Origin of the sequence: Prevotella sp. E13-17 (genome assembly GCF_022024035.1) — a bacterium.
Taxonomy (GTDB): Bacteria; Bacteroidota; Bacteroidia; order Bacteroidales; family Bacteroidaceae; genus Prevotella.
In genome coordinates, this window is the sequence record NZ_CP091787.1 from 1393608 (window position 1) to 1410904 (window position 17297).

16 protein-coding genes are annotated in these 17297 nt (G+C 44.5%); 15 read left to right on the top strand and 1 reads right to left on the bottom strand.

Annotated elements, in window-relative coordinates:
- Window positions 1-520 precede the first annotated feature (520 nt).
- On the bottom strand, window positions 521-4780 hold the full coding sequence (locus tag L6472_RS05240) for a translocation/assembly module TamB domain-containing protein (protein WP_237807586.1): 4260 nt from the start codon (window positions 4778-4780) through the stop codon (window positions 521-523).
- A 290-nt stretch (window positions 4781-5070) separates the two neighbouring features.
- Between L6472_RS05240 and L6472_RS05245 the strand changes: the two genes are divergently transcribed.
- The 15 genes from L6472_RS05245 (at window position 5071) to L6472_RS05315 (ending at window position 17206) form a co-directional block, all read left to right on the top strand.
- Entirely contained in the window at window positions 5071-6435 is a 1365-nt protein-coding gene (locus L6472_RS05245; protein ID WP_237807588.1) for a Na(+)-translocating NADH-quinone reductase subunit A, read from the top strand.
- Window positions 6436-6441: 6 nt separating this feature from the next.
- The gene (locus L6472_RS05250; RefSeq protein WP_237807589.1) at window positions 6442-7584 is read left to right on the top strand and encodes an NADH:ubiquinone reductase (Na(+)-transporting) subunit B; all 1143 of its coding nucleotides are present in this window, start codon (window positions 6442-6444) and stop codon (window positions 7582-7584) included.
- A 2-nt stretch (window positions 7585-7586) separates the two neighbouring features.
- The gene (locus L6472_RS05255) at window positions 7587-8195 is read left to right on the top strand and encodes an FMN-binding protein (RefSeq protein WP_237807983.1); all 609 of its coding nucleotides are present in this window, start codon (window positions 7587-7589) and stop codon (window positions 8193-8195) included.
- Between the two features lie 4 nt (window positions 8196-8199).
- On the top strand, window positions 8200-8808 hold the full coding sequence (locus L6472_RS05260) for an NADH:ubiquinone reductase (Na(+)-transporting) subunit D (RefSeq protein WP_237807590.1): 609 nt from the start codon (window positions 8200-8202) through the stop codon (window positions 8806-8808).
- A 3-nt stretch (window positions 8809-8811) separates the two neighbouring features.
- Entirely contained in the window at window positions 8812-9435 is a 624-nt protein-coding gene (gene nqrE, locus L6472_RS05265; RefSeq protein ID WP_237807591.1) for an NADH:ubiquinone reductase (Na(+)-transporting) subunit E, read from the top strand.
- Window positions 9436-9447: 12 nt separating this feature from the next.
- Window positions 9448-10710, top strand: a complete 1263-nt coding sequence (gene nqrF, locus L6472_RS05270) for an NADH:ubiquinone reductase (Na(+)-transporting) subunit F (RefSeq protein ID WP_237807592.1) — start codon at window positions 9448-9450, stop codon at window positions 10708-10710.
- Between the two features lie 149 nt (window positions 10711-10859).
- A complete protein-coding gene (locus L6472_RS05275) occupies window positions 10860-11354 on the top strand; it encodes a Fur family transcriptional regulator (RefSeq protein ID WP_237807593.1) in 495 nt (164 codons plus the stop codon).
- A 19-nt stretch (window positions 11355-11373) separates the two neighbouring features.
- A complete protein-coding gene (locus L6472_RS05280) occupies window positions 11374-12651 on the top strand; it encodes an adenylosuccinate synthase (protein ID WP_237807594.1) in 1278 nt (425 codons plus the stop codon).
- A complete protein-coding gene (gene hisS / locus L6472_RS05285; protein WP_237807595.1) occupies window positions 12641-14005 on the top strand; it encodes a histidine--tRNA ligase in 1365 nt (454 codons plus the stop codon). Before L6472_RS05280 ends, hisS begins: the two co-directional genes overlap by 11 nt.
- Window positions 14006-14017: 12 nt before the next feature.
- Window positions 14018-14875 (top strand): type I methionyl aminopeptidase, encoded by an 858-nt coding sequence (map, locus tag L6472_RS05290; protein ID WP_370640888.1) that lies wholly within the window; start codon window positions 14018-14020, stop codon window positions 14873-14875.
- Window positions 14875-15906, top strand: coding sequence for a tRNA (adenosine(37)-N6)-threonylcarbamoyltransferase complex transferase subunit TsaD (tsaD, locus tag L6472_RS05295; protein ID WP_237807597.1), 1032 nt, complete (start codon window positions 14875-14877; stop codon window positions 15904-15906). Before map ends, tsaD begins: the two co-directional genes overlap by 1 nt.
- A 34-nt stretch (window positions 15907-15940) precedes the next feature.
- Entirely contained in the window at window positions 15941-16456 is a 516-nt protein-coding gene (locus L6472_RS05300) for a CinA family protein (RefSeq protein ID WP_237807599.1), read from the top strand.
- 117 nt (window positions 16457-16573) lie between these two features.
- The gene (rpmB, locus tag L6472_RS05305) at window positions 16574-16837 is read left to right on the top strand and encodes a 50S ribosomal protein L28 (RefSeq protein ID WP_027449722.1); all 264 of its coding nucleotides are present in this window, start codon (window positions 16574-16576) and stop codon (window positions 16835-16837) included.
- Between the two features lie 6 nt (window positions 16838-16843).
- A complete protein-coding gene (gene rpmG / locus L6472_RS05310; RefSeq protein ID WP_027449723.1) occupies window positions 16844-17035 on the top strand; it encodes a 50S ribosomal protein L33 in 192 nt (63 codons plus the stop codon).
- Between the two features lie 12 nt (window positions 17036-17047).
- A complete protein-coding gene (locus L6472_RS05315) occupies window positions 17048-17206 on the top strand; it encodes a DUF4295 domain-containing protein (RefSeq protein WP_237807601.1) in 159 nt (52 codons plus the stop codon).
- Window positions 17207-17297: the final 91 nt, after the last annotated feature.

Consider the following 17297-nt stretch of genomic DNA (forward strand, 5'->3'; position numbering starts at 1 on the left):
AATCTTCTTCCAAAACCATTTGCATCGATTCTTAGTATGCAAAGGTAACAAAAGAGGAAACCTGTGAAGGTTTCCTCTTATTTCTTTTAGTGATCCCTCCCTCTGGAGGGTCGTGGTGGGGTTGTTCTTGGTCGGGATAGGAACGGTTTCGCGCTGTCATAGTTCTGCTTTCGTCTTGTTATAGTTTCGCTTTTGCGTTGTCATAGCTTTACTTTTGATGTCCGTCCAGCCCCTAGATGTGGCGCATCCAGCCCCTGGAACGAGTCGTTTTAGCCCCTGGATGCGGTTGTTCTAAGGGCTGGATGTAGAGCATCCAGGGGCTAGGCCAGAAATGATAGCTTCGGTTTTAGACTTCAGAAATGCCTCTTCAAGACTTTAGAATACGTGCTTTTAGACTTCAAAACGGCCCTCTCCAGACTCTGGAAATATTAGATTTGCGCTGCATGATTGATATGCCACCTTTCATCAGCCTGTCTGCACAGAAGCCTGCCAGACATCCAATAATGATTGATCCTTCTTCTTATTTCTTTGACTTGTTAAAACGAAATAAGTCGCGAATGCCATTGAAGTCTTTCTTCATGATAAGGCCGATGCCCTGGGTGTTCAGAGATGAACGGGTGAAGTATCTGTCGTTTGTTTGGTTGTAAACCTTGAGCGCTAAGTTGCCGTTGGGATACAATAAATAGCGCAAACTGAAGTCGCCAATAAATGAGGGCGTCGTTTGTTTGGCATTGTCTCGATAGCCAAACTGTCCATTAATGAGTAGGCGGTTGTTGAGCATTTTACCACTTATCAGTCCTTCATATTCTGCATTGTTCCAACCTTCGTTACCTGTTGAGATATTGGCTCCAAAGTTCCAGTCGTTTGAGTTTATAACTTGAGATAAAAGTTGGTTTATCTGTGTCGATACTGTGCCAGACAGGAAGCTTTGCATAGCAAGCTGTGTTTGTCCATACTGCTGTTGCTCTGCATTATTGGCTCCTTGTGTATAGAAACGGCCTATACCTAAGAGATAAAGTACCTGCTGATTCATTTCCTGTTCACTGGTAATCACCGAACGAATCATTTGCTTCTCCTCGCTATTGACATTGGGCATATCTAAGTCGAAATCTATGCGAGGAGTCCCTGCGGTTCCTGTAATATTCATAAGACAGTTCACTTTCACTGTGTTTGAAAATGAATTGCCGATGTTTAAGTCTGATAATGAAACACCATTCACAGTGTAGAGTGCCTGCAGGTTAAGACTTGCATCGAATGGGTCTCCTCTGAAACTAATGGTTCCGTTTGGTTGGAAATTAAATGTCTTCTTGATGATGTTCTGTATGGTAATACCATAGGTGCCTTCTTCAACACCGTAGGTTCCAAACATAGTGAAAGCACCTTTGTTGTAGAATTGTGCCCTTAGAATACCATTACCTCTTAATGAAATGTTGTCTCCCGTGTTCTGATCCATGAGGAGTTTGAGGGTTGCATCGGGAGTCGCATTGATGAGGAAGTTGATGTAGATGTTCGATTGGCTATTTGGGTTTGCAGGGCCTTGTTGTATTTCAACAAAATCGTCTGTCAGGTCTTTGTTTCTTGAAGACCATGTTATGAAGTTCTGTTGATTGATGGCATCGGGGTTTGCTGCATTATAACTGAAGATTGAACCTCGGGTGGGGGTGACATTACAATTAATGATGATGTCATTATTTTGTCCGTGTAGATCAATTTTTCCATCTGCATAGACGGTTCCGCACATCGTACTACCATCTTCGTATGTCGGGAAGTCATATGCCAATAGATTGTCTGCTTCGATGTCAAAATCAAACGTGAAGTTTGAGATGTGGTCATGATGAACGCCACCTGTTAATCTTCCTGCATGGTGATTTCTGTCGTAGATTCTAAAATCTTTGAATAATATGTCGTTTTCAACCAAATGAACGGTGTCGCCTTCTATGCTATAGGTCGTTCCTAAAGCAGCTACAGACACTTTTCCGTCAACAGCAACATCTCCTAACAGGTTCATGTCTCCAAAGGGGCCTACCACTTCTACAAATCCGTGTCCTTGTCCAGATATATCTTTCAAGAAGCTGGACGTGAATGATTTGCAAAAATCAAGGTTGGTGCCTTCTGCATTTATTTTAAGGTCAATGTTGTTGTGTACAGGCGACACATGACCGTTGATTCTTGTTCTGGATAGTGGATTCTCTATGCTTAAAGCATCGATGTCTATTTGTTGCTTCAGCTTGTTCCATTTTGCATTTGCAAAGAGCGTTCCCATACGTCCGCCTTGGAACGTGAAGTTTTCTACTTCTAAGTTCGCCTTTGCTCCGAAGTCACCAAAAATGTTATTCGCGCAAATCTTTCCGGAGGCTTTGCCAGCGAAATCAACTGAATGGAAATTAACCAAGTCAAGAATGTATTCAACATCCATCTTGTTTAAGTCCAGGGTGATTGTATCTGTGGGATTATTTGATGCAACACCGTCAATGTTGAGATGCTGTTCTCCGTGTGATATATTAAAGTGGTCAATAATTAGATGACTATCTGAATATAAAATATCGCATGGTTCAAGATTCCAGTCGGTCCCTCTTAGGTGCATCAAGGATGGAAGAATGCGTACTTGAGCTTCGGCTTTTCCTGCTTCGTTAGTGTATAGTTGGGTGATGGTGTTGATAGTACCATACATTGCTTGTGTGTGGTCGTTGCTCCAACTCGTGCTATTGTCCCAAGTTAGTGAATTTGTCAGGTAATTATCCGATGCTTTTGTGGAAAGAGATAAACGTGTGCGGCGTCCTTTGTCCATTATTTTGGTGAGCTCTAAATCGCAGAATGCAGTGTCTTGCTCTGTCGTGATATGGATATAACCATCTTGGTATGGTGCGTTGTTATAGGTGAAAGAGGGAAATTGACCGTAGATGTCTAATTCTTTGGAAAGATCGTTCAGCTTAGCTTGTAGGTGTGTAGGCTTGTCTATCGTTATATTTATGCCAAGAAGCTTTTCCAGCCACTCGGTTTCCACTAAGTCAATTTCAAGTTCGAAGTCGTTGTTGACTTGCTCGTTAGACTGGGGAAGACCAGGCAGCGTGGGAATTTTTGATGCTATGAAATTAATGACGCTTTGCGGTAATGTTTGCCAATCAAAGTGTCCTTTTAATAATACTTCACCCATGTCTCCCTTTAAATTGAGATAATGGGTCCTGTCTTCTTCGTATCCAGATTTAATATTCAGGTTGTCAATGCTATATATTCTTTTTGCTAAAGAATCATTTGTAGCCATTTTGAAGCTTGTGAAGTCAATAGCTCCTTCTGCGTTGTTAGGATTACTTGCCCAAAAGTTGGCATCAATGGATGAGGAAAAAGAAACGTCTCCCCATTGATTGGATATGTTTAGCGCTTTGGGCGAGAACTTAGCGATGACTCCATTTAGTTTATAGTTGGATTTTGCAGTTCTGTTCCAAGTGCCATTGAGGTTTAATTGTAAGTTCTGGTCATTGATAAGGATGTCTCCTGTTATTTGTGACTTGCTGTATGTACCATTGATGTCAATGTTGTGGTATCTATAATCGTTGTAGTCGAATCTTGACACCTCTGCCTTAATTTTAGCCAGTGTGGTGGTGCCAGCAATGTTGATGTTTGAAGACGTAAGTCCTAAACGTTTGTTGTTTAAAAGTTTTCCGAGATCTAAACTGTCTGTTTGTATGGTAGATGTAATGTTTTTGTTTGGTGTAATCGTGGCTTTGACGGTAGCTTGTCCGATGCCTGTTCTGATGATGGCGTTTGATTCGAAAAGTCCATTTGGGGATTGTCTTGCCTCGCCCGATGCATCAATGTTATTCAGACGTACCAGCAATTCTGGTACTTGTTTGAAGTTATCGTGTAGTTTTTTGACGAGTGAGTTGGCAACGTGTAGGTCGGTGATTCGTGTCTGCCATGCAAGTTGCTTGTTCTGCCAGTCAATATTTCCACTTCCTTCTAAATTCATTTTTTCAGGTATGAAGATTTTTGTATTTAGAAAGGAAATGTGGTGTGCATCCCCCTTTATGGAGGTTTCAATGTCTATTCTTTCGTTAAATGATTTGAGCTTTTCGTTGATACAAGCTAAGTCAGACGGTGTGATATACGAATGGCTGAACAATCCTTGCAGATTCTTCAGGCCTTTGCCATCATAGTTAATGGTCCATGATGGTGCCAGAATGCATGTGTTGGGCAGTTCCATACGAAAATTACGGATGGTGGCATGATGGTTGTTGGCCTCGTAGATTGCAGAAATCCTGTTTGCCATAAGTCCAGAATACTCGTTAAATGCCAAACGCTTCAGGTTGACGTTAATAGAGTCTTTAGAGAAACTCTTCACCATAATATGCGCGCTTACATCATTGATATATAAATGATTTGGATTTAGGAGTCCTGGGGTATCAACTTTGTCTAGGCGGTTGTATTTTAGACTCGATCTTCTAACTATCAGTGACTTGATGATTAGGTCGAGTTTAGATTGAGAACTGTCGTCTTTTGAAGAAAGAGAGTCGATGACGAATTGATAGTTGGGGGCTGTCAAAGAGTCTTTCTGATAAAAGTCGGCATTGACATTGAATAGTTGAGCGGAAGATATAAGAATCGTTCCTTTTAGTAAAGAGATAGGGCTCAGTTTGACAGACAGGCGCCCTGCTTTAATCATCTCCTTTCCTTGTTGGTCTTTAATCACGACGTCATCAATGATGATGCGTGTGAGATAGCCTAAATCAATGCGGCCAATAGAAACTTCTGAACCTATTTTGTTCTCAATAAAAGTAGTCATTCTCCTTCCAATACCTTTCTGAATAGTGGGTATTTGAATGAGAACCATAAGAGAAATATAGAGCACCACAATGCTCCATATTGTCCAGTTCGTTATATGTTTAAGTCGCTTCAAACTGATATACCGAGATAGCAAAAGTTTCGCTTTCTTCTTTTTTCAGTTGCAAAATTACGATAAAAAGTTTTCATTCCCATATTTTTCGGTGATTATTTGTTTTCCATATTACTAAATTTTATTAATTTTGCACACGCTAAAAAGAATAGACTTTAATTAATTCTCATTGATTATATATGGCAAATGTTATTAAGCTACGCAAAGGCTTAGACATTCATCTTCAAGGGAAAGCGAAGGAAACGAAATTAGACCTCAAGTCGAACGGAAAGTATGCTTTGGTACCCGACGATTTTGAGGGCGTTACGCCCAAAGTGATTGTCCGTGAAGGAGATGTTGTCAAGGCCGGGGATGCTTTGTTTGTAAACAAGCTCTATCCCGAAGTCCGTTTTGCCTCGCCTGTCAGTGGTAAAGTTACTGCTGTGGAACGTGGTGAACGTCGCAAGGTGCTCTGTGTGAAAGTAGAGGCCGATGCTCAACAACAGTATGTGGATTTTGGCAAGAAAGACGTGTCGAAGATGGATGGCAAATCCGTCGTTGACGCTCTACTCGAGGCTGGTATCTTTGGATACATAAACCAGCTTCCTTATGCAATTTCCACTAACCCCTCAGTAATGCCGAAGGCCATCTTTGTTTCTGCACTTCGCGACAAGCCTTTAGCAGGCCGCTTTGATTTTGAGGTGAAAGGTCAGGAACAGGACTTCGCAACAGGTTTGCAGGCCTTGTCTAAAATCGCCAAGACCTATTTAGGTATTGGTATCCAGCCCGATTTTCATGCAAAGTTGCAGGAGTTGCATGTAGAAAAAGATGTCGAAGTAACGGTGTTTGACGGAAAGTGTCCTGCCGGAAATGTCGGTGTTCAGGTTAATCACCTTAACCCAGTAAACAAGGGAGAGGTGGTTTGGACCATTGGCGATCCTACCGTCGTGCTCTTTATTGGCCGTCTTTTTAATACTGGCAAGGTTGATTTTACTCGTACTGTTGCTCTTTGCGGCAGCGAAGTTACCAATCCCTGTTATGTTGATATGAAGGTAGGAGAGGAGTTGTCAACATTGCTCAGCAATAGTTACGACAATAGTCATTCTGTACGTATAATCAATGGTAATGTTCTGACAGGACGTCAGACGTCTAAAGATGGATACCTTGGTGCTCATACTTCAGAGATTACTGTTATTCCCGAGGGTGATGACAACGATGAAATGCTGGGATGGATTATGCCCCGTTTCAGCCAGTTCTCAGTAAACCACAGCTATTTCTCTTGGTTGTTTGGTAAGAAGGAATACGCTCTGGATGCCCGAGTTAAGGGTGGCGAGCGACACATGATCATGAGTGGCGAGTATGACAAGGTGCTGCCTATGGATATCTATGGCGAATACCTCATCAAGGCTATCATTGCCGGCGACATTGACAAGATGGAGCAGTTGGGTATCTACGAGGTTGCCCCTGAGGACTTTGCACTTGCAGAGTTTGTTGACTCATCGAAGCTTGAACTTCAGCGCATCGTTCGCGAAGGATTGAATAATTTACGAAAAGAAAACGCATAATAGACGATGAAAGCAATAAGAAATTACTTGAATAAGATTAAGCCGAACTTCGAAGAGGGCGGCAAGCTGCACGCTTTCCGTAGTCTGTTCGATGGTTTCGAGACCTTTCTCTATGTGCCCAATACCACATCGACGAAGGGCGTTCACATCCATGATGCCATCGACTCGAAGCGTATTATGAGTATGGTAGTTATCGCCCTGATGCCTGCTATGCTGTTCGGTATGTATAATGTAGGTTATCAGAATGCCATAGCTTCAGGATTGGATGCTTCCTTCATGGATATGTTCATTTTTGGCTTCTTGGCTGTTCTTCCTAAAATCCTTGTATCTTATATTGTAGGTCTGGGCATCGAGTTTGCTTGGGCACAGTGGAAGGGTGAGGAAATTCAGGAAGGTTTTTTAGTGAGTGGTATTTTGATTCCACTGATTGTACCTGTCAACCTGCCACTCTGGATGCTGGCCATTGCCGTTGCCTTTGCCGTTGTTATCGGTAAGGAAATCTTTGGCGGAACAGGTATGAATATCTTCAACCCAGCCTTGATGGCACGTGCCTTCCTGTTCTTTGCCTATCCTCAGAAGATGACTGGTGATCAGGCATGGATTGCAAATAGCCCAATTTTGGGTTTTGGTGGTCAGGTGCCTGACGGCTTCTCTGGAGCCACACCTCTTTCACATCTGGATAGCTATGCTTTCAATATGGATGCAGTAACGGGCCTGATTCCAGGCTCAATAGGTGAGACCAGCGTTATTGCTATTGCCATTGGTGCGGTTATCTTACTTTTCACAGGCATCGCTTCTTGGAAGACCATGCTCAGTGTATTTGCAGGTGGTATCCTTACTGGCTTGCTGTTTGAGAATCTTGAGATGACTCCTATTCATTGGTATGAGCATATCGCACTGGGTGGTTTCTGCTTCGGTGCCGTATTCATGGCTACCGATCCTGTTACTTCATGCCGAACGGAGTGTGGTAAGTGGATCTATGGTTTCCTAATTGGTGTCGTAGCCATTGTGGTGCGTGTCATGAATCCAGGCTTCCCCGAGGGCATGATGTTGGCTATCCTGCTGATGAACATGTTTGCTCCTACGATTGACTACTTCGTAGTTGACCGCAATATTACGAAACGTTTGAAGAGAGGAGGTAATAAATGAAACTGAATACAAATTCCAATACGTACATTATTATATATAGTACGGTACTTGTTCTAATCGTAGCATTCCTCTTGGCATTCGTGTCACAGAGCCTGAAACCCCAACAGGATAAGAATGTAGCCCTCGACCAGGAGAAGCAGATCCTGAATTCATTAAATCTGCGTGGCCTATCTGATGAAGAAGCGCATGCTACTTATGAGAAGATTGTTACCTTCGATGAGGCGCAGAATGTATATGTCTGCACACTTGAGAATGGTGATGTGAAGTATGTCCTTCCTTTGAAAGGACAAGGAATGTGGGGCGGTATTAGCGCATTCTTGTCTGTTGATAGCGATAAGAATACTATCTATGGAGCCTACTTCAACCACGAGAGTGAGACAGCTGGCCTTGGTGCAGAAATCAAGGATAACCCTGATTGGCAGGCTAAGTTCCAAGGTAAGAAGATCTTTGCAGATGAGAGCAAAGAGAAACTTGCTTTGTCTGTTGAGAAAAACGTAAACAACGAGACAACGGTTGATGCTGTTACAGGTGCTACCGTGACCTCTACTGCTGTTAGCAAGATGCTGCAGGAGCAGTTGACGAAGAAGTACATGGACTTTTTAAAGAACTAAGACTATGGCACTATTAAGTAAGCAAAACAAAGAGGCATTCACCAATCCGCTGAACCTCGATCATCCAATATTGGTGCAGGTACTGGGTATCTGTTCTGCACTTGCTGTAACCAGCCAGCTGAAGCCCGCCATTGTGATGGGTCTCGCAGTTACTGTCATTACAGCCTTCTCTAATGTGATTATCTCAATTATTCGTAACACCATTCCTACCCGTATCCGTATTGTGGTACAGTTGGTTGTTGTAGCAGCGCTGGTAACCATCGTTTCTCAGGTGCTCAAAGCATACGTCTATGACGTGAGTGTTCAGTTGTCAGTTTATGTTGGTCTGATTATCACCAACTGTATTCTGATGGGACGCCTTGAAGCTTTCGCTATGCAAAACAAACCTTGGCCTTCGTTTCTTGATGGCGTAGGCAATGGTCTTGGTTATGCCATGATTCTGGTAATCGTTGGTGCTTTCCGCGAGTTTTTCGGACGTGGCTCATTGCTGGGCTTTCAGATTATAGACTGCAAGGACTTTAACAACGGTATGATGACCATGCCAGCTATGGCTTTGATTCTGGTGGGATGCGTCATATGGATACATCGTGCATATTTTTATAAGGAGAAGTAATTTATGGAACACGCAATATCATTATTCTTTAGGTCGATATTTGTCGACAATATGATTTTCGCATTCTTCTTGGGTATGTGCTCATTCCTTGCCGTTTCGAAGAATGTAAAGACATCACTCGGACTTGGTATGGCAGTTACTTTTGTGCTGTTGGTGACCGTCCCTGTTGACTATCTGCTCCAGACCAAGGTGCTTAGTGAAGATGGTATCTTTGGCATGGACCTCTCTTATCTGTCGTTCATCCTCTTTATCGCTGTCATTGCAGGTATCGTGCAGTTGGTAGAGATGGTGGTTGAGAAGTATTCACCATCGCTATATGCTGCTCTGGGCATCTTTCTGCCTCTGATTGCTGTGAACTGTGCCATCATGGGCGCATCGCTTTTCATGCAGCAGCGCATCCTGCTCGATCCTTCTGAGACAAAGGCTATCACCAGCGTTGTAGATGCTTTGGTCTATGCTTTTGGTTCGGGTATTGGTTGGACAATAGCTATTGTGGCTATGGGTGCTATCCGCGAAAAGATGCAATACAGCGATGTCCCCAAGCCTTTGCAGGGACTCGGAATTACGTTTATCACCGTTGGATTGATGGCTATGGCTATGATGTGCTTCAGCGGACTTAAAATTTAAGAGGAGGACTGTATGTTTATTTTAAATAGCATTATCGTGTTTCTGGTGACGATCATTGCCATCGTCATCATCCTGCTCGTTGCGAAGAAATATCTGTCTCCCTCGGGCAATGTGAATATTGAGATTAATGGCGAGCGCACCATCAATGTGGCTCAAGGCAACAACCTGATGGCTACACTCAATGAGAATGGCATCTTCCTGCCTTCTGCCTGTGGTGGTAAGGCATCGTGTGGTCAGTGTAAGGTTCAGGTTCTTGAGGGTGGTGGCGAGATTCTCGACTCAGAAAAGCCTCACTTCACGCGTAAAGAAATCAAGGACCACTGGCGTCTTGGATGTCAGTGTAAGGTGAAGGGTGACCTGAAGATACATGTCGATGAGAGTATCCTGGGTGTAAAGGAGTATGAGTGTACCGTTATTTCTAACAAGAATGTGGCCACTTTTATCAAAGAGTTCAAGGTACAGCTGCCAGCTGGCGCGCACATGGACTTCCTGCCAGGTTCTTATGCGCAGATCAAGATTCCTGCATTCGACTGCATTGACTATGACAAGGACATCGACAAGAGTTTGATTGGCGATGAGTATCTGCCCGCATGGGAGAAGTTCGGATTGTTCCCACTGAAGTGTAAAAACCCCGAACCCACCATCCGTGCATACTCAATGGCTAACTATCCTGCCGAGGGCGATGTGTTCATGTTGACCGTTCGTATTGCCACACCTCCTTTCAAGGCCGATCGTTCTGGCTTTATGGAGGTCAATCCTGGTATCGCTTCAAGCTACATCTTCTCGCTGAAACCTGGCGACAAGGTGATTATGAGCGGTCCTTTCGGCGACTTCCATCCACATTTCGACTCGAAGAAAGAAATGATTTGGGTAGGTGGTGGTGCAGGTATGGCTCCTCTGCGCGCTCAGATTATGCACATGACCAAGACACTTCACACTACCGATCGCGAGATGCACTACTTCTATGGCGCACGAGCACTGAACGAGGTGTTCTATCTCGACGACTTCCTGAGTCTGGAGAAGGAGTATCCCAACTTCCACTTCCATTTGGCACTGGACCGTCCAGACCCCGCAGCCGATGCAGCTGGCGTGAAGTACACCCCAGGTTTCGTTCACAATGTGATGTTCGAAACCTACCTGAAAAACCACGAGGCACCCGAGGATATCGAGTACTACATGTGCGGCCCTGGCCCCATGTCGAAGGCTGTTGTAGGCATGCTCGACTCACTGGGCGTAGATCCCGAGAGCATCATGTATGACAACTTCGGTGGTTAATGCCAAGAAAAGTATAACTTTACTATTATTAAAGGGCAACTTTACGACTTGTAAAGTTGCCCTTTTCTGTTCGAGTTCAGTAATTTTTGTTTTTTTCAACTTTTAGATTTCTCTATTCACTCCTTTTTTATTACCTTTGCAAACGGTTTATGAAAGCAACAGAAAAGAAGGACAGTGTGCGATTGGCTGTAGAGCGCATACTGACTAATTATTTGGAGATGAATAATCATCGCAAGACGCCCGAACGCTTTGCGATATTGGAGGCAGTCTATAGTTTCAAAGGGCACTTCACACTCGATGAACTAGGCCAAAAGTTAAACGATGTTTATAGGTTTCCCGTTAGCCGTGCCACCCTCTACAACACCATCAATCTCTTTTTGGAATTGCGACTCGTGGTGCGTCACAGTTTTCAGGGCGCTACAAAGTATGAAGCATGTTATGCGGATGATAGCCATTGCCATCAGGTATGTACCGTTTGTGGAAAGGTGACCGAGGTTCGCGCTCCAGAGATATCAATGGCCATTGATCAGTTGAAATTAAAGCGATTCCATAAAGATGGTTATACGCTATATATATATGGCATCTGCTCTACTTGTCAGGCTGCTCTGACCAGAAAACGTAAAAGCATGAATGTTAAACATTAAAATTAAACGATAGATTTCGATGAACACAGGTAAGGTAGATGTCCTGCTGGGTTTGCAGTGGGGCGACGAAGGTAAAGGAAAGGTAGTTGATGTGCTCACTCCCAAGTATGATGTGGTAGCCCGTTTTCAGGGTGGCCCCAATGCTGGTCATACCCTCGAATTTAATGGTGAAAAGTATGTTCTGCGCTCTATTCCTTCAGGTATTTTCCAGGGTGGCAAGGTGAATATTATTGGTAATGGTGTCGTTTTGGCTCCAGATCTCTTTATGGACGAGGCTAAAGCTCTCGAAGCAAGTGGTCATCCACTTCGTCAGCGTCTTCATATCTCGAAGAAGGCCCATCTGATTATGCCAACCCATCGTGTTCTTGATGCTGCCTATGAGGCACAAAAAGGAAAAAACAAGGTTGGAACAACGGGCAAGGGTATTGGTCCGACCTATACAGATAAAGTCAGCCGTACGGGGCTTCGTGTAGGCGATATTCTGGAGAATTTCGAGGAGAAGTATGCAGTAGCAAAGGCTCGCCATGAAGCAATTCTGAAGTCGCTTAACTTTGAGTATGACATAACCGAGGTGGAAAAGAAGTGGATGGAGGGTGTTGAGTACCTGCGTCAGTTCCCCATCGTAGATTCAGAACATGAGCTCAACAAGTTGTTGGCAGATGGCAAGAGCGTGCTTTGTGAAGGCGCTCAGGGTACGATGCTTGATGTGGACTTTGGTTCTTATCCTTTCGTCACCTCTTCGAATACCATTTGTGCAGGTGCATGTACAGGTCTTGGCATTGGCCCCAACAAGATTGGTGAGGTGTTTGGCATCATGAAGGCCTACTGCACACGTGTTGGCGCAGGTCCTTTCCCCACAGAACTCTTCGACGAGACCGGAAAGAAAATTCGCGATTTGGGCCATGAGTATGGAGCCGTGACAGGTCGTGAGCGCCGTTGTGGATGGATTGATTTGGTGGCTCTGCGCTATTCTATCATGGTCAATGGCGTCACTCAGCTTATCATGATGAAGAGCGACGTGCTCGATGGCTTCGATACCATCAAAGCCTGTACCGCCTATAAGGTGAACGGACAGTTGACACGCGATTTCCCCTATAATATAGAAGAAGGCATTGAGCCCGTTTATCAGGAGATGCCAGGATGGAAGACCGATATGACTCGTTTTACTGATGAAAGTCAGTTCCCCAAGGAATTCAACGACTATATCGATTTCCTCGAGAAGCAGCTGGAAACACCAATAACCATCATTAGTATTGGTCCAGATCGTGAACAAACAATCATAAGAAATGGCAAATAAACCAAGTATTCCCAAAGGAACACGCGACTTCGGCCCTGTAGAAATGGCCAAGCGTAATTATATATTTAATACAATCCGTAGTGTCTATGAACTCTACGGATTTCAACAGATCGAGACCCCTGCTCAAGAAACCCTTCAGACGTTGATGGGCAAATATGGCGAAGAGGGAGATAAACTGCTGTTCAAGATACTGAATAGTGGCGATTATCTGGTAAAGATTGATGATGCCGAACTGCAAGAACGTAATACGTTGCGTTTGGCTTCAAAGATTTGTGAGAAAGGACTGCGCTATGACTTGACAGTACCTTTCGCTCGTTATGTCGTGATGCATCGCGAAGAGCTGCAGTTGCCCTTCAAGCGCTATCAGATGCAACCCGTATGGCGTGCCGACCGTCCTCAGAAAGGACGCTATCGTGAATTCTATCAGTTTGATGGCGATGTGGTTGGTTCTGATTCGCTGCTTAACGAAGTTGAACTGATGCAGATCGAAGACGAGGTCTTCACACGCTTGGGCGTACGCGTACAAATTAAAATTAATAACCGCAAGATACTGACAGGTATTGCTGAGGTTATCGGTGCAGCCGATAAGATTGTCGATATCACTGTTGCAATCGACAAACTTGACAAGATTGGCGTCGATGGCGTGAATGCCGAACTGCGTCAAGATGGTCTCACAGAAGACCAGATAGCCAAACTTCAGCCCATTATTGCCCTCGAAGGAACTAACGAAGAGAAGCTCGCTGTCATTGCCAACGTACTGAAAGACAGTGAGGTGGGGCAGAAGGGTATCGAGGAAACCAAGTTCATTCTTGGCACTCTGAGCACCCTGGGCACCCTGAGAAACGAGATTCAGCTTGACCTGACCTTGGCTCGTGGCTTGAGCTATTACACTGGAGCCATTTTCGAGGTGAAGGCGCTCGATACACCCATGGGAAGTATCTCTGGTGGTGGTCGTTACGACAACCTAACGGGTATCTTCGGTATGCCTGGCCTCTCGGGCGTAGGTATCTCTTTTGGTGTTGACCGTATTTATGACGTGCTCAATGCCCTCGATCTTTATCCCAAGGACTCGCTTCAAACCTCTCGTCTGCTCTTTATCAACTTCGGAGAGCGCGAGACGGCCTATTGCCTGCCAATCATCTCGAAGGTCCGTGCTCGCGGCATCCGTACCGAGCTGTACCCCGATGCCGCAAAGATGAAAAAACAGATGTCGTATGCTAATGCCAAGCAGATTCCTTTTGTGGCCTTGGCTGGCGAAAGCGAAATCGAACAAGGTAAGGTAACCCTCAAAAATATGGAGACAGGCGAGCAGTTATGTCTTGATGTTGATGAGTTGATAAACAAGGTGTTATAATTTATTATCAGAATGCAAAAGAAGCGCAGATGGCATTGTCTGTCGGGACAAGAACCTACAGAACTCGATAAGCAGGTCATGTATTGGGAGAACAAAGGCAAACTCGTTCCTACACGTGATTTGATTAAAACGCCAGAACAAATAGAAGGTATCAGAAAGGCGGGTGTTGTGAATACGGGTGTGCTCGATGCCGTAGCAGCCCAAATTCATGCTGGTATGAGCACGCTGGAGATAGACCAGATTTGTCGTAAGTATTGCGAGGAGCATGGCGGCATTCCTGCTTGCCTTAACTATGAAGGCTTCCCAATGAGTGTCTGCACCAGCATCAACGAAGTGGTGTGTCATGGTATTCCTAAAGAAGAGGATATCCTTGAAGAGGGTGATATCATCAATGTTGACTTTACCACCATTCTTGATGGTTATTATGCTGACGCATCACGTATGTTTATCATCGGTAAGACAACACCGGAGAAAGAACAGTTGGTGCGCGTTGCTAAAGAGTGTTTGGAAATAGGCATGGAGGCAGCTAAGCCATATAGTTTTGTTGGCGACATAGGTCATGCCATTGAGAAGCATTGCAAAAAATATGGTTATGGAATTGTCCGTGATTTGGCTGGCCATGGTGTGGGACTCCAGTTTCATGAAGAGCCCGATATCAATCACTATGGACATCGTGGTACGGGCATGCTGCTTGTTCCTGGTATGGTGTTCACGATCGAACCCATGATCAACATGGGCACTTGGCGTGTGTTTATCGATGCCGACGATCCATACGGATGGGAAGTTATTACAGAAGACGAGAAACCTTCTGCCCAGTGGGAACATACACTTGTCATGACAGAACATGGAGTAGAAATACTAACTTACTAATGGAAGAAAAAGATATTTATATATTAGGAATAGAAAGTTCCTGCGACGACACTTCAGCCGCAGTTCTGAAGAATGGCATCTTGCTGTCTAATGTGACTGCCTCGCAGGCTGTTCATGAAGCCTATGGTGGCGTGGTGCCTGAATTGGCTTCAAGAGCACATCAGCAAAATGTCGTGCCAGTTGTAGATCAGGCCATCAAGCGGGCTGGTATTACCAAAGAACAACTCACAGCTGTCGCTTTTACACGCGGTCCCGGTTTGATGGGCTCGTTGCTGGTCGGTGTCAGCTTTGCCAAGGGATTTGCACGTTCGCTGGGCATTCCTCTTATAGATGTCAATCATCTTCAAGGGCATGTGATGGCGCATTTCATCCGCGAAGCAGATGATGATCATGCACAGCCTCCACTTCCGTTCCTTTGTTTGCTTGTTAGTGGTGGTAACTCTCAGATAGTGAAGGTGAATGCCTACAATGATATGGAAGTCTTGGGACAAACCATCGATGACGCTGCAGGCGAAGCTATTGACAAATGTTCGAAGGTGATGGGACTGGGCTATCCGGGTGGACCAATCATCGACCGCTTGGCGCGTCAAGGCAATCCCAAAGCCTACCAGTTCTCCGAACCACATATCCCCGGTTTGGATTATAGCTTCTCGGGTCTAAAGACCTCTTTCCTTTACAATCTCCGTAAATGGGTAGAGGACGATCCTGATTTTGTGGAACATCATAAGGAAGACTTGGCTGCTTCTCTTGAGTGGACTATTGTGGATATCCTCATGAAGAAGCTACGCATGGCAGTGAAACAGACTGGTATTAAGCATGTTGCAGTTGCAGGTGGCGTAAGCGCAAATAATGGATTGCGCAATGCTTTCTACGATCATGCCAAGCGTTTTGGCTGGACAGTCTATATCCCCAAGTTCAGCTATACCACCGATAATGCTGCCATGATAGGCATCGTTGGACATTATAAATATCTGGACGGAGAGTTCTGCTCTATTGATGCGCCAACCTTTAGCAAAGTTACTTTTAAGTGAATCAACTAATCATCAAATCATAGATTACAGTAATATGGATTTTGAAGGAAAGATTATCAGTCGCGACGTTAGTCAGTTGCTGTGGGAAATGGAGAAAACCGTAGGTACAGCCGAGAGCTGCACAGGCGGACGTATCGCTGAAACTATCATGGGCGTTCCTGGCGCTTCCAAATATTTCAAAGGTGGCATCATCTGCTATGTTAACGAGGTCAAGGAGAATCTTCTTGGCGTCTCTCATGAACTCATGGAAGAGAAAACTGCCGTTTGCGAAGAGGTGGCTGTTGAGATGGTAAAAGGCGCTTGTCAGACGTTGAATGTTGACTATGCTGTGGCTGCAACAGGACTGGCAGGTCCTGGCGGAGGGTCTAAGGAAATCCCCGTTGGAACAATTTGGCTCGCAGTGGGAAATGCAGAAAGAACCATCACGACCAAAATATTGGAAGACCACGGACGCGACATCAATATTGCCATCGCCACTAACACCGCCATGCAGATGCTTCGTGATTTCCTGATTGAGGAAAATAAAGAGGTTGAAGCAGCTGAGAGTTAAAAAATATTAAGGATTGGGCGATTGTTTTGCATTAATTCTCATTTTACAATAAAAATTCGTACCTTTGCACCCTGTTTGGAGTAAGTATCAAAAGTACACATTTTAAAGTAGATAGAGATGTCTAAGATTTGTCAAATCACAGGAAAGAAGGCACAGATCGGTAATAACGTGTCTCACTCAAAGCATCGCACTAAGAGAAGCTTTGATGTAAACCTGTTCAGCAAGAAGTTCTACTACGTAGAGGAGAATTGCTGGATTCAGTTGAAGATCAGCGCTGCTGGCCTTCGTATGATTAATAAAGTAGGTCTTGACGCCGCTTTGAAGCAGGCTGTTGCCAATGGCTTCGTGGATTGGAAAGACATTAAAGTAATAGGAGACTAATAGACCATGGCAAGCAAGAAAGCAAAGGGCAACCGCGTCCAGGTAGTTCTGGAGTGCACCGAGATGAAAAGCAGCGGTCTTCCTGGCACCAGCCGTTACATTACGACCAAGAATCGTAAGAATACGCCTGAGCGCATGGAGCTGATGAAGTATAACCCCATCCTGAAGAAGATGACTCTTCATAAGGAGATTAAGTAATAGTAAGACAGAATGGCAAAGAAAACCGTCGCTACCCTCCACGAAGGCTCAAAGGATGGTCGCGCTTACTCAAAGGTTATCAAGATGGTTCGCAGCCCAAAGACGGGTGCGTACATCTTCGATGAGCAGATGGTTCCCAACGAAGACGTTAAGGACTTCTTCAAGAACTAATCTTATTTGAACGATTGTTATAACAAATATAAAAGAGAGATGCGTTGTGAAGATGCATCTCTCTTTTTTTTCTTGAACTTGTTTCTTTCAG

Coding starts and splice junctions, on each gene's coding strand:
- L6472_RS05240 (WP_237807586.1), bottom strand. CDS start 4,780: ATGACTACTTTTATTGAGAACAAAATAGGTTCAGAAGTTTCTATTGGC.
- L6472_RS05245 (WP_237807588.1), top strand. CDS start 5,071: ATGGCAAATGTTATTAAGCTACGCAAAGGCTTAGACATTCATCTTCAA.
- L6472_RS05250 (WP_237807589.1), top strand. CDS start 6,442: ATGAAAGCAATAAGAAATTACTTGAATAAGATTAAGCCGAACTTCGAA.
- L6472_RS05260 (WP_237807590.1), top strand. CDS start 8,200: ATGGCACTATTAAGTAAGCAAAACAAAGAGGCATTCACCAATCCGCTG.
- nqrE (WP_237807591.1), top strand. CDS start 8,812: ATGGAACACGCAATATCATTATTCTTTAGGTCGATATTTGTCGACAAT.
- nqrF (WP_237807592.1), top strand. CDS start 9,448: ATGTTTATTTTAAATAGCATTATCGTGTTTCTGGTGACGATCATTGCC.
- L6472_RS05275 (WP_237807593.1), top strand. CDS start 10,860: ATGAAAGCAACAGAAAAGAAGGACAGTGTGCGATTGGCTGTAGAGCGC.
- L6472_RS05280 (WP_237807594.1), top strand. CDS start 11,374: ATGAACACAGGTAAGGTAGATGTCCTGCTGGGTTTGCAGTGGGGCGAC.
- hisS (WP_237807595.1), top strand. CDS start 12,641: ATGGCAAATAAACCAAGTATTCCCAAAGGAACACGCGACTTCGGCCCT.
- map (WP_370640888.1), top strand. CDS start 14,018: ATGCAAAAGAAGCGCAGATGGCATTGTCTGTCGGGACAAGAACCTACA.
- tsaD (WP_237807597.1), top strand. CDS start 14,875: ATGGAAGAAAAAGATATTTATATATTAGGAATAGAAAGTTCCTGCGAC.
- L6472_RS05300 (WP_237807599.1), top strand. CDS start 15,941: ATGGATTTTGAAGGAAAGATTATCAGTCGCGACGTTAGTCAGTTGCTG.
- rpmB (WP_027449722.1), top strand. CDS start 16,574: ATGTCTAAGATTTGTCAAATCACAGGAAAGAAGGCACAGATCGGTAAT.
- rpmG (WP_027449723.1), top strand. CDS start 16,844: ATGGCAAGCAAGAAAGCAAAGGGCAACCGCGTCCAGGTAGTTCTGGAG.
- L6472_RS05315 (WP_237807601.1), top strand. CDS start 17,048: ATGGCAAAGAAAACCGTCGCTACCCTCCACGAAGGCTCAAAGGATGGT.